General features: G+C 69.7%; 12 protein-coding genes. 3 read left to right on the top strand and 9 right to left on the bottom strand.

Annotation, left to right across the window (positions count from 1 at the left end):
• The first annotated feature begins 11 nt into the window (after positions 1-11).
• Entirely contained in the window at positions 12-824 is an 813-nt protein-coding gene (locus A5757_RS19995; protein ID WP_066837641.1) for an ABC transporter ATP-binding protein, read from the top strand.
• Positions 825-887: 63 nt separating this feature from the next.
• Here A5757_RS19995 and A5757_RS19990 read toward each other — a convergent pair whose 3' ends face one another.
• The 7 genes from A5757_RS19990 to rimP form a co-directional block, all read right to left on the bottom strand.
• The gene (locus A5757_RS19990) at positions 888-2,252 is read right to left on the bottom strand and encodes an MATE family efflux transporter (protein ID WP_156618589.1); all 1,365 of its coding nucleotides are present in this window, start codon (positions 2,250-2,252) and stop codon (positions 888-890) included.
• Positions 2,215-3,210 carry a bifunctional oligoribonuclease/PAP phosphatase NrnA gene (locus A5757_RS19985; RefSeq protein WP_066837635.1) on the bottom strand — a complete coding sequence of 332 codons (996 nt, stop codon included), beginning with the start codon at positions 3,208-3,210 and terminating at the stop codon, positions 2,215-2,217. The genes A5757_RS19990 and A5757_RS19985 overlap by 38 nt, the downstream gene beginning before the upstream one ends.
• Positions 3,185-3,703, bottom strand: a complete 519-nt coding sequence (rbfA, locus tag A5757_RS19980; RefSeq protein ID WP_066837632.1) for a 30S ribosome-binding factor RbfA — start codon at positions 3,701-3,703, stop codon at positions 3,185-3,187. The genes A5757_RS19985 and rbfA overlap by 26 nt, the downstream gene beginning before the upstream one ends.
• Before the next feature lie 13 nt (positions 3,704-3,716).
• A complete protein-coding gene (infB, locus tag A5757_RS19975; RefSeq protein WP_082929590.1) occupies positions 3,717-6,485 on the bottom strand; it encodes a translation initiation factor IF-2 in 2,769 nt (922 codons plus the stop codon).
• Between the two features lie 78 nt (positions 6,486-6,563).
• Complete coding sequence (locus tag A5757_RS23010) at positions 6,564-6,980, bottom strand: YlxR family protein (RefSeq protein WP_082929589.1); 417 nt, start codon at positions 6,978-6,980, stop codon at positions 6,564-6,566.
• Between the two features lie 16 nt (positions 6,981-6,996).
• The gene (nusA, locus tag A5757_RS19970) at positions 6,997-8,040 is read right to left on the bottom strand and encodes a transcription termination factor NusA (protein ID WP_066837627.1); all 1,044 of its coding nucleotides are present in this window, start codon (positions 8,038-8,040) and stop codon (positions 6,997-6,999) included.
• A 2-nt stretch (positions 8,041-8,042) separates the two neighbouring features.
• Positions 8,043-8,594 carry a ribosome maturation factor RimP gene (gene rimP / locus A5757_RS19965; protein ID WP_066837625.1) on the bottom strand — a complete coding sequence of 184 codons (552 nt, stop codon included), beginning with the start codon at positions 8,592-8,594 and terminating at the stop codon, positions 8,043-8,045.
• Between the two features lie 149 nt (positions 8,595-8,743).
• Between rimP and A5757_RS19960 the strand changes: the two genes are divergently transcribed.
• Together A5757_RS19960 and A5757_RS19955 are read left to right on the top strand one after the other, a co-directional pair.
• Positions 8,744-9,253: a hypothetical protein gene (locus tag A5757_RS19960; protein WP_197497401.1), complete on the top strand. Its 510-nt coding sequence runs from the start codon at positions 8,744-8,746 to the stop codon at positions 9,251-9,253.
• Positions 9,250-9,726, top strand: coding sequence for a ferritin-like domain-containing protein (locus A5757_RS19955; protein WP_066837623.1), 477 nt, complete (start codon positions 9,250-9,252; stop codon positions 9,724-9,726). Before A5757_RS19960 ends, A5757_RS19955 begins: the two co-directional genes overlap by 4 nt.
• 1 nt (position 9,727) lies before the next feature.
• On the opposite strand, the gene A5757_RS19950 is transcribed toward A5757_RS19955, so the two are convergent.
• A complete protein-coding gene (locus tag A5757_RS19950) occupies positions 9,728-11,482 on the bottom strand; it encodes a proline--tRNA ligase (protein ID WP_066837622.1) in 1,755 nt (584 codons plus the stop codon).
• A gap of 69 nt (positions 11,483-11,551) precedes the next feature.
• Complete coding sequence (locus tag A5757_RS19945; protein WP_066837619.1) at positions 11,552-13,132, bottom strand: MFS transporter; 1,581 nt, start codon at positions 13,130-13,132, stop codon at positions 11,552-11,554.
• Positions 13,133-13,137 lie beyond the last annotated feature (5 nt).

Below are 13,137 nucleotides of genomic sequence, written 5' to 3'. Positions count from 1 at the left end.
GAGTGAGAGAGATGTCCACTGCCACCATCACCGCACCGAGGACCACCGTGACCTCAGAGGCCATCACGATCGAGAACCTCAATGTCACGTTCTCGTCGAAGCGGGCGACCGTCACCGCACTCGAGGGCATCGACCTTCGAGTGTCCGACGGTGAATTCGTCTCCATCGCCGGTCCGTCCGGATGCGGCAAGTCGACACTGCTCAAGGTGGTCGCCGGCCTGACCGACTCCACGTCGGGGCAGGTCCGGCTCCGCGGCAAGGCCGTCCGGGGCCCGCAACGCGAGATCGGCTACGTGTTCCAGCGTGCCGCGCTGCTCGAGTGGCGGTCTGTCCGGCGAAACATCCTGCTGCAGGCAGAGATGCGCGGCATGCCGCGGCAGACCGCCGCGAGACGCTGTGACCAGCTCATCGAGATGACCGGCCTCACCGGGTTCGAGGACGCGCTGCCCCACGAGCTGTCGGGCGGTATGCAGCAGCGGGTTTCGCTGTGTCGGGCGCTGCTGCACGAACCCGAGGTGCTGCTCATGGACGAGCCGTTCGGCGCCCTCGACGCGCTGACCCGCGAGAAGATGAACATCGAACTGCATCGCATCTGGCGAGAGACCGGGACCACCGTGGTCCTGGTGACCCACTCGGTCGCCGAGGCGGTGTACCTGGCCAACCGGGTCGTCGTGATGAGCCCACGGCCGGGGCGGATCGTCGAGACGCTCGACGTCGACCTGCCCGCCGAACGCGACTACGCCGAGACCATGGAGCGTCCGGAGTTCATCCGGGTCGCCAACCGGGTGCGCGATCTGCTCGGCAGTTCCACCGCCGCCGACTGAGTACCTGCGTTGAGTTTGTCGTCAGATCGTCGATCAGCCCGATCCGACGATCTGGTGACAAAGTCAACGCAGTCCGGGGATCAGCCAGCGACCCGACAGGGCGCGCCAGCCGACGAACACCAACCGCAGCGCCATGAACGTCGTCAGGCCGGACCAGATGCCGAGCAGACCCCACCCGAACGCCAACGACAACCAGATCAGCGGCAGGAAGCCGAGCAGGGCACTCAGCAGCGTCGCGTTGCGCATGAACGTCGCGTCGCCCGCGCCGAGCAGCACCCCGTCGATCGCGAACACCACGCCGGCGATCGGCAGCTGCGCGACCAGGAACCACCACGGCACCCCGATCTCGTCGAGCACCGATTGGTCGTCGGTGAACACGCCGGGGATCAACGAGGCGCCCACGGCGAACACCAGGGCCAGCGCCGTGGCCGCCACGGTCGAGAAGACGGTCACCCGCCACGCCACCGATTTCGCCTGGCCGAGCCGGCTCGCCCCCAGCGCCGCCCCGACCAGCGACTGCGCGGCGATCGCCAGCGAATCCAGCACCAGCGCAAGGAAATTCCACAGCTGCAACACCACCTGGTGTGCGGCGACCGCGGCGGCGCCAAAGCGGGCCGCGACCGCACCCGCGGAGATGAAGCACGCCTGGAACGCCAGCGTGCGCAGCACCAGATCCCGGCCCATCACCGTCTGCGCCCGCAGCACCGCCGGCTGGATGCGCAGCGACACCTTCTCTGCGAACAGGGCGCCGATGAACATCAGCGCGGCCAGCCACTGACCGACCGCGTTGGCCACCGCCGAACCGGGCAGGCCGAGCCGCGGGAACCCCAGCAGCCCGTACACCAGCAGCGGGCACAGCACCGCCGACACCGCGAAGCCGGTGACGACGTAGCGCAGCGGACGCATCGTGTCCTGCACGCCGCGCATCCAGCCGTTGCCCGCCGCCGCTACGAGGATGGCCGGCACCGCCAGGCTGGCGATCCGCACCCACGGGAGGGCGGCGTCGGCGATCTCGGCGCCACCGTCGCCGGGGCCGGCCAGCGTCCGCACCAGCGGCCCCGTCACCACCTGCACCACAGCCACGATCACCAGCCCGATGCCCAGCGCCAGCCACGTGGCCTGCACTCCCTCCCCGACCGCCGACGCGCGATCGCCCGCACCGAAGTGGCGAGCCGAGCGGGCGGTGGTGCCGTAGGACAGGAACGTCAGCTGCGAGGTGAGCAGGCCCATGATGAGCGCGCCGATCGCGAGCCCGGCCAGGGATACCGCGCCGAGGCGGCCGACGACGGCCAGATCGAACAGCAGATAGACCGGTTCGGCGGCGAGGACCCCGAGGGCCGGGAATGCGAGGCCGGCGATCCGTCGGCTGGTCGCCGCCGGCGTCTCCGGTTCAGCCAAGAGCCCTGCGCAGGGCGGCAACGACGTCATCGGCCCGCCCGGTCGCGGAGTACCCCGCCGCGAGCCGATGTCCGCCGCCCCCGAAGGCGCCGGCCACCGCGGTCAGATCGATCGTCTTGGCGCGCATCGAGACCGACCACTGCTGCGGTGCGATCTCCTTGAACACCGCGGCGACGTCGGCCTGCCGCGTGGTGCGCACGATGTCGACGATGCTCTCCACCTCCTCGGGCCGGGCTTCGCGCCACTCGTCGTGGCTGACCACGGCATAAACCAGACCGAGTCCGTGGACTGCGTCCGGCAGCAGCCGGGCCGACCCCAGCACCCGCGAGAGCATCGGCAGCCACTCGAACGGGTGGGTGTCGAGCAGCGTGCGGCTGATGGAGGCGTTGTCGACACCGAGTTCGACCAGCCGGGCGGCCAGCCGATGCGCGCGGGCGGTCGCCCAGCGGAACGACCCGGTATCGGTGGTCAGGCCCGCATACAGGCAGTGTGCGACGCCCTTGTCGATCGGCTTGTTCCAGGCGTCGAGGATCTCGGCGACCAACATCGTGGTGGAGTCCGCGGTCGGGTCCACGTAGTTGGCGCTGCCGAACAGTTGATTGGACGCGTGGTGGTCGATGACGAGCACGCGCCGCCCCGGTTCGGCCAGATCGTCCAGGGCGCCGAGCCGGTTGACACTCGGGATGTCCACGGTCACGACGAGATCCGCGTCGCGGCGCATGTCCTGCGGTGCGACCAGCAGATGCCCGCCGGGCAGCGTCTGCAGCGATTCCGGAAGCGTCTCCGGCGCAGCGAAACTCACCTCGACACTCTTGCCGGCGTGGTCGAGCACCAGAGCCAGCGCCTGTCCCGCGCCGATGGTGTCGGCGTCAGGATAGACGTGACAGATGACGCTGACCGTCGCCGCTCCGTCGAGGATGTCGGCCGCCCGGTAGGCGTCTACCCGCGCACCTGCAGGTGCGTCAGTCGTCTTGTCGATAGCGGTCACCGGTGTCCTCGGGGTTGAGCGTGGTGTTGAACTCCGTACGCGTTTCCCCGCCGATGTCCTCGCTCCCAGTCACACGGTACGGGTCGCTGTCCCCCGCATGCTTCGCACCTTCCCGAACTCTTGCCAAATCCTCATCTGCAGCCCGGGCGCGCGCCAACAACTCCTCCATGTGCGCGGAGGTTTCGGGCACGGTGTCGCGGACGAACGCCAGGGTCGGGGTGAACCTCACCCCGGTCCCGGCGCCCACCTTGGTCCGCAGCACACCCTTGGCCTTCTCCAGCGCCGCCGCGGCGCCCGCATAATCGGGCTCCTCGTCGAGGCTTCGGCCCAGCACTGTGTAGTACAGCGTGGCGTCGTGCAGGTCGTTGGTGACCTTCGCATCGGTGATGGTCACGCCGGCCAGTCGCGGATCCTTGATCTCGTACTCGATCGCCGAGGCGACGATGGTGGAGATCCGCTTGGCCAGCCGGCGTGCCCGAGCCGGATCAGCCATTATTCGGAGGCCCTCACGTGCGGGCCTTCTCGACGAGCTCGTACGTCTCGATGACGTCGCCTTCCTTGATGTCGTTGTAGGTCAGCGTCAGACCGCACTCGTAGCCTTCGCGCACCTCGGTGACGTCGTCCTTCTCGCGCTTGAGCGAGGACACGGTGAGGTTCTCGGCGACCACGACGTTGTCGCGGAGCAACCGGGCCTTGGCGTTGCGGCGCATGATCCCGGACTGCACCAGGCAGCCTGCGATGTTGCCGACCTTCGACGACCGGAAGATCGCCCGGATCTCGGCGCGGCCGAGTTCCTTCTCCTCGTAGACCGGCTTGAGCATGCCCTTCAGCGCGCTCTCGATCTCGTCGATGGCCTGGTAGATGATCGAGTAGTACCGGATCTCGACGCCCTCGCGGTTGGCCAGCTCGGTGGCCTTGCCCTCCGCGCGGACGTTGAAGCCGATGATGATCGCATCCGAGGCCGACGCCAGGTTGACGTTGGTCTCGGTGACGCCGCCGACGCCGCGGTCGATGACGCGCAGCTCCACCTCGTCGTCGATCTCGATCCCCATCAGGGCCTCTTCCAGCGCCTCGACGGTGCCGGAGTTGTCGCCCTTGAGGATCAGGTTCAGCTGGCTGGTCTCCTTCAGCGCCGAATCCAGGTCCTCCAGGCTGATCCGCTTGCGACTGCGCGCGGCCAGGGCGTTGCGCTTGCGCGCACTGCGCCGGTCGGCGATCTGGCGGGCGATGCGGTCCTCGTCGACGACCAGCAGGTTGTCACCCGCACCGGGCACCGACGTGAAGCCGATGACCTGGACCGGCCGCGACGGCAGCGCCTCGGTGACGTCGTCACCGTGCTCGTCGACCATGCGACGGACGCGGCCGTAGGCGTCGCCGGCGACGATCGAGTCGCCGACCCGCAGGGTGCCGCGCTGGATGAGCACGGTGGCCACGGGGCCGCGGCCGCGGTCGAGGTGCGCCTCGATCGCCACACCCTGGGCCTCCATGTCGGGGTTGGCCCGCAGGTCGAGCGCGGCGTCCGCGGTCAGCAGCACCGCTTCGAGCAGCGCGTCGATATTGGTGCCCTGCTTGGCGGAGATGTCGACGAACATGGTGTCGCCACCGAAGTCCTCGGCCACCAGGCCGTACTCGGTGAGCTGCCCGCGGATCTTGGCCGGGTCGGCGCCCTCCTTGTCGATCTTGTTGACTGCCACGACGATCGGCACGTCGGCCGCCTGAGCGTGGTTGATCGCCTCCACCGTCTGCGGCATGACGCCGTCGTCGGCGGCGACCACGAGGATCGCGATGTCGGTGGCCTTGGCGCCACGGGCACGCATGGCGGTGAACGCCTCGTGACCCGGGGTGTCGATGAACGTCACCAGCCGCTCGTTGCCGTCCAGTTCCGTGAGGACCTGGTAAGCGCCGATGTGCTGGGTGATGCCACCGGCCTCGCCCTCGCGGACGTTGGCCTGCCGGATGCTGTCCAACAGGCGCGTCTTGCCGTGGTCGACGTGACCCATGACGGTGACGACCGGCGGACGGAACTCGAGGTCCTCTTCGCCGCCCTCGTCCTCGCCGTACGTGAGGTCGAAGGACTGCAGCAGTTCGCGGTCCTCGTCCTCCGGGGAGACGACCTGGACGACGTAGTTCATCTCGCTGCCCAGCAGCTCGAGGGTCTCGTCGTTCACCGACTGCGTCGCGGTGACCATCTCACCGAGGTTGAACAGCGCCTGCACCAGCGAGGCCGGGTTGGCGTTGATCTTCTCGGCGAAGTCGCTCAGCGATGCGCCGCGGGCCAGCCGGATGGTCTCGCCGTTGCCGTGCGGCAACCGCACGCCACCGACGACCGGCGCCTGCATGTTCTCGTATTCGGCCCTTTTCGCGCGCTTCGACTTGCGACCGCGCTTGGGTGCGCCGCCGGGACGACCGAACGCACCGGCAGCGCCACCGCGCTGACCCGGGCGACCGCCGCCACCGGGACGACCCCGGAAGCCACCGCCGGCCGGAGCGCCGCCGCCACCACCGGCGCCGCCACCGCGGTAGTTACCGCCGCCGCCGCCACCACCGGGACGACCGCCGCCGGCACCACCGGGACCACGACCACCGGGTCCGGGACGCGGACCACCGGGGCGACCAGCCGGGGCGCCCGGACGGGGACCTGCGGGACGCGGCGGCATGTTGTTGGGCGACATGCCGGGTCGCGGCGTACCGGGCCGGGGTGCGCCAGGACGGGGCGCCGGCGGCCTGGGGGCCGGCCGCTCGACCGGCTGCTGCGACGAGAAGGGGTTGTTGCCGACGCGCGGAGTGCGCGGCGCGGGCTTGGGCGCGGGGCCCGGGCGGGGTCCCGGCGTCGGGCCCGGACGGGACGGCGCGGCGGGCTGTGCCGGTGCAGGTGCCGCGGGCGTCGGAGCCGCAGCGGCGGGCTGTGCCGGTGCGGCGGCCGCGGGCTGGGCCGGTGCGACGGGCTGCGGAGCGGCGGGCTTGGGCGCCGCCGGCTTCGCGCTCGCCGGGGGTGCCGGCGGTGCGGGGGTCGGTGCGGGTGCAGCGGCCGCGGCGGCCGTGGCCGGCGATGCTGCGGGGGCCGCCGGAGCGGCGGGAGCGCCGTTGCCCGCGCTCTTCGCCGGTGCGGACGCGGGCTTGTCGAACTTCTCGCGCAACCGACGCGCGACGGGGGCCTCCACGGTCGAGGAGGCTGACTTGACGAACTCGCCCTGCTCTTTCAGCGTTGCGAGCAGTTCCTTACTTGTGACACCGAGTTCCTTCGCCAACTCGTGCACGCGGGCCTTACCTGCCACTACTTCTCCATCTCTAGAGGCGACAGCAGTGAGAGGCGCCGCGCCTCGGGTTAGCTATGACGCATGGTCATCGGGACTTCACGGTGTGCTCATGTTCTTCGCTACCTGTTCTCTAGCTGGGGCGGGCGGACCCGCCGAGAGGTTCTCGACGTGTTCGATCACCCCGGATAACTCCGGTGAGCCGGTGATTCGCAGCGCTCGGGCGAACGCTCGCCGCCGCACTGCTGCGTGTAGACACTGCTCGTCGGGATGCAACCACGCACCCCGCCCCGGCAGACTACCCGCTTGATCAACGGTCACAGCGCATTCGCCATTCCCGTCGACCACAGCGACCACTCGCAGCAGATCGACGGCCAACGCTCGGCTGCGGCAGCCCACACACGTCCGTACCGGACCGACACGCTGGTCGGGGTGGCGGCTGTGCGTCGAAGCCGGAGTCTCACGCTGGATCACGGCTGAGTCTACCGTCAAGCGCCCCTCTGACCGAAACGGCATCTCCGGCCGAACGCGGTCAGCGATCGCGCGCGACGGGACGTGCCGCCTCGGTACCCGGCCCGGCTTGATCGGGCGGCGCCGAATCGCTGCGGATGTCGATGCGCCAGCCGGTCAGCCGAGCCGCCAGCCGGGCGTTCTGCCCTTCCTTGCCGATGGCCAGCGAGAGCTGGAAGTCCGGGACGACCACCCGCGCGGCCCGGGCCGCCTCGTCGATGACGGTGACGGAGACGACCTTGGCGGGTGAGAGCGCGTTGGCCACGAAGCGGGCCGGATCCTCGTCGTAGTCGATGATGTCGATCTTCTCGCCGGACAGTTCGCTCATCACGTTGCGCACCCGCTGGCCCATCGGTCCGATGCAGGCCCCCTTGGCGTTGAGTCCCGGCACCCGGGAGGCCACCGCAATCTTCGACCGGTGGCCGGCCTCCCGCGCGACGGCGACGATGTCGACCGAGCCCTCGTTGATCTCCGGCACCTCGAGGCTGAACAGCTTGCGGACGAGGTTCGGGTGCGTCCGGGACAGCGTGATCAGCGGTTCCCGTGCGCCGCGGGTCACCCCGACGACGTAGCAGCGCAGCCGGTCGCCGTGTTCGTAGCGCTCACCGGGCACCTGCTCGGCGGCGGGGATGACCCCTTCGTTGCCCTTGATCTCGCTGCCCATGCGGACGACCACCAGGCCGCGGGCGTTGGCCCTGGCGTCGCGCTGGATCACGCCGGCCACGATGTCGCCCTCGCGGGCGGAGAACTCGCCGTAGTTCTTCTCGTTCTCCGCGTCGCGGAGCCGCTGCAGGATGACCTGCCGCGCGGTGGTGGCGGCGATCCGGCCGAACCCCTCCGGCGTGTCGTCCCACTCGTGGACGACGTTGCCGTCGGCGTCGGTCTGCCGCGCCAGCACCGTGACTGCGCCGGTCTTGCGGTCGATCTCGATGCGCGCGTCCGGCTGATGGCCGTCGGTGTGCCGGTAGGCGGTCAGCAGCGCCGATTTGATGGTGTCGACGACGACGTCGACGGTGATGCCCTTGTCCGCTTCGATGGCGTGCAGTGCGGCCATGTCGATGTTCATGCTCAGCCCTCCTGTCCCGGCAGCCCGGCAAGCTCCAGCTCACGCTGATTCGGCGGTGAAAATTCAACCTGGACAACAGCTTTGGTGATCGCATCGAGCGGCAGCTCGCGCACCGAGAAATCGGCGCGGGCGCCTTCGCGCACCACCAGCGCCACCGACCCGTCGCGAACCTCGCCGACCCGACCGGTCAGCTGCGAACCGTCGGCCAGTGCGACCTCCACCTTGCGGCCCCTGGCGCGCCGGTAGTGCTTCTCGGCGGTCAGCGGGCGGTCCACGCCCGGCGAGGTGACCTCCAGCACGTAGGGAGCGCCGCCGGGCGCCGCATCGAGCTGGTCGAGCAGATCGGCCGAGGCCCGGGACAGGGCGGCGATGGTGTCGAGGTCCAGTGCGCGGTCGCCGTCGGCGACGACGGTGATCCGCGGGGGTCGGGCCGCGCCGTCGATGGTGACGTCTTCGATCTCGAATCCGGCGTCGGCGAACTCACCCTGGAGTAGCTCGATCACCTGCTCCTGCGACGGCAATCCCGCCGGTCGCGATCTGGGATTTGTTCCCACGGCGAGCTCCTCATCTTGAATTGTGGACGCATCCTGGGTGGGTGGTAGGCCCCGGAGTCGAGCTTCCACACTACGCCAGCCCCAACGCACCCGACGGCGAACTCGGGCGCTGAGGGCGGGCGAACGGGCAGAGGTCGGCCGCTGGCAGGATGTTGCTCGTGCCGAGCGCCCTGGACCCCGTCAGCAGGCGCGGCGTGCTGGTCGGCGCGGTCGCGCTGGCCGTGCTGGGGCTCTCGTCCGCCGCGTGCGCTCCCCCGCCGCCGCCCCCGGAGCTCGACGAACTCAGAGCCCAACTCGATCGGGCGCTTGCGGACAGTGTGCTGGCCACCGACGTGGCGGCTCGCTCCCCGAAGCCGCTTGCGCAGGTGCTCACGGCGGTGGCCACGGAGCGCTCCGCTCACGCCGTGGCGCTGACCGACGAATTGACCCGCCTCGCCGGTGACGAGGCGCCCACCGCCACGGCCACCACAAGCACCGCGGCCCCCGCGAAACCACCCGTCGTGGGTGACGTGGTGGCGGCGCTCCGCCAGTCCGCCGAGAGTGCGACCGAACTGGCCACCCACTGGTCTGGCTACCGGGCCGGTCTGATGGCGTCCATCGCCGCGGCCTGCACGGCGGCCTACCAGGTGGCACTGGCCGGAACGGGGCGTACGCCGTGACGTCCCCTGATCCGAAGCCCGACGAACCCCAACGGCCAACCGACGCGGCCGACGGCGCGCTGTATGACGCCGTCGCCGTCGAGCACGGCGTCATCTACGGCTACGGCCTGGTGTCGGCGCACTCCACACCGGACGACAACTGGTTGGTCTCGACGTGCATGGCGGCACACCGGCAGCGCCGGGAGGCCGCGATCGCACTGCTGGAGGCGCGCGACGTCGCACCGCCGCTACCCGCGCCCGGTTATCAGGTCCCCGACCGGCTGGTCGACCCCGAGGACGCGGCGAAGCTGGCGGTGCAGATGGAGGAGGACGCCGCCGCGGCCTGGCGCGCGGTCGTCGAACAGGCGACCACGAGCGAGGACCGTGCCTTCGGCGTCGAGGCGCTGACCCGGTCGGCCGTCTTCGCGGCGCAGTGGACGCAGATTGTGGGCGCCCGCCCTGTGACCGTCGCATTCCCCGGCGGGAACGAGTAACTCAGCGCAGCGCCGAGGCGATCTCGGTGGCCGCCGCGTCGGCGGCGACCTCGCGCTTCTCGCCGGTGAACCGGTTGCGCAGTTCGACGATCCCGTCGGCCCAGCCTCGGCCGACCACGACGATCCACGGCACACCGAGCAGTTCGGCGTCCTTGAACTTGACCCCGGGTGAGGCGGTCCGGTCGTCGAGGAGCACCTCGATGCCGATGCGGTCCAGATCGCCGGCCAGCTCGAGCGCGCCAGCTCGGGCCTCGGGGTCCTTGTTGGCGATCACCACGTGTACGTCGAACGGCGCGACCTCCGCCGGCCAGCGCAGGCCCAGCTCGTCGTGCTGCTGTTCGGCGATCACCGCGACCAGCCGCGACACCCCGATGCCGTAGGACCCCATGGTCAGCCGGACCGGTTTGCCGTCCTCGCCGAGCACGTCGACGGCGAACGCGTCGGTGTACTTGCGGCCGAGCTGGAAGATGTGGCCGATCTCGATACCGCGCGCGCTGACCAGCGGACCCGCGCCATCCGGCGACGGATCGCCGTCGCGCACCTCGGCGGCCTCGATCGTGCCGTCGCCGTGGAAGTCCCGGCCCGCCACGAGGTCCACCACATGCCGGTTGGGCGCGTCCGCACCGGTGATCCACGCCGTACCGTCCACGATCCGCGGATCCAGCAGATAGCGCACATCGTTGTCCCGCAGGGCCTTCGGACCGACATAGCCCTTCACCAGGAACGGGTGCCTGGCGAAATCGGCGTCGTCGAGCAGTGCGTACTCCGCCGGCTCGAGCGCCGCGCCGAGGCGCTTCTCGTCGACCTCCCGGTCGCCCGGCACCCCGATGGCCAGCAGTTCCCACTCGCCGCCGGGCTCGCGCACCTTGAGCAGCACGTTCTTCAGCGTGTCCGCCGCCGTCACCTCCCGGCCCGCGAAGCTCGGCAGATCGGCGGAGTTCGCCCAGTCGACCAGCGTGGCGATCGTCGGTGCGTCCGGGGTCTCGTGCACCACAGCCTCGGGCAGACCGTCGATCGGCCGCGTCTCGGGCACCCGGGTCAGGACCGCTTCCACATTCGCGGCGTAACCCGACTCCAGGCACCGCACGAACGTGTCCTCACCGACCTCGCTCTCGGCGAGGAATTCCTCCGAAGCGCTGCCGCCCATCGCCCCCGAGACCGCTGAGACGATCACGTAGTCGACGCCCAGCCTCGAGAAGATCCGCTGATAGGCCTCGCGGTGGGCGTAATAGGCGTTCTTGAGGCCGTCGTCGTCGACGTCGAAGGAGTACGAGTCCTTCATCACGAACTCGCGGCCGCGCAGGATGCCCGCCCGCGGCCTGGCCTCATCGCGGTATTTGGTCTGGATCTGGTACAGCCGCACCGGGAAGTCCTTGTACGACGAGTACTCCCCCTTGACCGTGAGCGCGAACAGTTCCTCGTGGGTCGGTCCGAGCAGATAGTCGTTCTGCCTGCGGTCTTTGAGCCGGAAGAGGTTCTCCCCGTATTCGGTCCACCGGTTGGTGGTCTCGTAGGGCGCCCGCGGCAGCAGGGCCGGGAACAGGATCTCCTGCCCGCCGATCGCGTTCATCTCCTCGCGGATGATCTGCTCGATCTTGCGGAACACCCGCAGACCCAGCGGCAGCCAGCTGTACAGACCGGGCCCGATCGGGCGGACGTACCCGGCGCGGATGAGCAGCTTGTGGCTGGGCACCTCGGCGTCGGCGGGGTCGTCGCGCAGGGTGCGCAGGAACAGCTCGGACATCCGGGTGATCACGAGCGACAACCTTACTAAGAGCGATTTCGGTGTAGTCAGTCGCGCTGAGCGCAACCAACTACACCCGAATCACAGTTCTCCTGCGTCGATCGCGTCCTTGACTTCCTGCGCATGCGCGACCTGCTTGCTGGTGTACCCGATCATCAGGGCCGCGCCGCCGACGAGCACCGCGACCGCGGCCACCCACAGCAGGCCGTAGGTATAGCCGGCGTCCAGCGCCGCGAGCTGCGCGGTGTCCATGTTCTTCACCGGGCCGGTGGTGCCGCCGAGGTACAGCGTCCGCGAGGTGATGACCGCCTGGATGATCGCCAGCACGACGGGTCCGCCGAGGTTCTGCAGCATCAGTGCGATCGCCGAGACCGGGCCGATCTGGTCGAACCCGACGCCGGCGATGGCCGAGATGGTCAGCGGCACGACGATCATGCCGATGCCGATGCCGCCGATCGTGATGGGCAGCACCAGGTTCGGGAAGTACGGGATACCGATTTCGAGTGTCGAGCCGTAGATCATCGCGCCGAGCACCAGCACACCACCGGCGATCACCAGCACGCGCGGCGGGAACATCGACACCAGCTGCGAGGACAGCGCCAGACCGATGCCCATGGCGATGACGAACGGGATGAAGCCGATCCCGGCGCGCAACGGCGAGTAGCCCAGGATGTCCTGCACGTAGAGGCCGATCAGCACGGTCAGCGTGAACATGACGCCGCCGGCCAAAAAGATCGCGGAGAACGTGGCCAGTCGGTTGCGGTCCTTGAACAGCTTGAACGGCACGACGGGGTTCTCCGCGGTGCGTTCGACGATGACGAACGCGATCATCAGCACGGCGGCGGCGACGATGGAGCCGATCGTGATCGGGGACGCCCAGCCCTTCTCGGGTCCCATCGAGAAGCCGAACACCGCAGCGGTACAGCCCAGCGTGGCCAGCAGGGCGCCTGCGGCGTCGAGCTTCAGGCGTTCCTTGCTGGTCTCCCGCAGCGTCGAGTGCGCGAGGTAGATCATCACCAGACCGATCGGCACGTTGACCAGGAACGCCCAGCGCCACGACACCTCGGTGAGCGCACCGCCGACGACCAGGCCCATGACCGAACCGACACCGGTCATCGCGGCGAACACCGCGGTCGCGGCGTTGCGGGCCGGACCCTTCGGGAACGTCGTCGCGACCAGTGCCAGACCGGTCGGCGACGCGATGGCCGCACCGACGCCCTGCAGGAGGCGGGCGATCACCAGGGTCGCCTCGTTCCAGGCGATGCCGCACAGGATCGAGGCGATGACGAACAGCGCCACGCCGGCGATGAACGCCCGCTTGCGGCCGATGGTGTCGCCGAGGCGGCCGCCGAGCAGCATCAGACCGCCGAACGTCAGGACGTAGGCGGTGATGACCCAGCTGCGGCCGGCGTCGGAGAGTCCGAGCTCGTCCTGGATCTGGGGCAGCGCGACGATCGCGATGGTGCTGTCCATGGTGGCGAGCAGCTGCATACCGGCGATCGCGATCACCGCGGCGAAGAAACGCCGGGACGGGACCCAGGCGGGGGTCTTCGCAGTGCGCGGAACGGGCGTGCGCTCCACACTCGTCGGCCGGGCCCGTTTCGAGGTGCCGTCGGCGTCTCGAATCATGGCTGCACGCTCGGCGTCGTTGAGAGCCGTCATAACGA

It is taken from the genome of Mycobacterium sp. 852013-51886_SCH5428379 (assembly GCF_001665575.1).
In the GTDB taxonomy this organism is placed as follows: Bacteria; Actinomycetota; Actinomycetes; order Mycobacteriales; family Mycobacteriaceae; genus Mycobacterium.
Note: the sequence above shows the minus strand (reverse complement) of the source record. Positions and strands in the feature narration are given on the sequence as shown.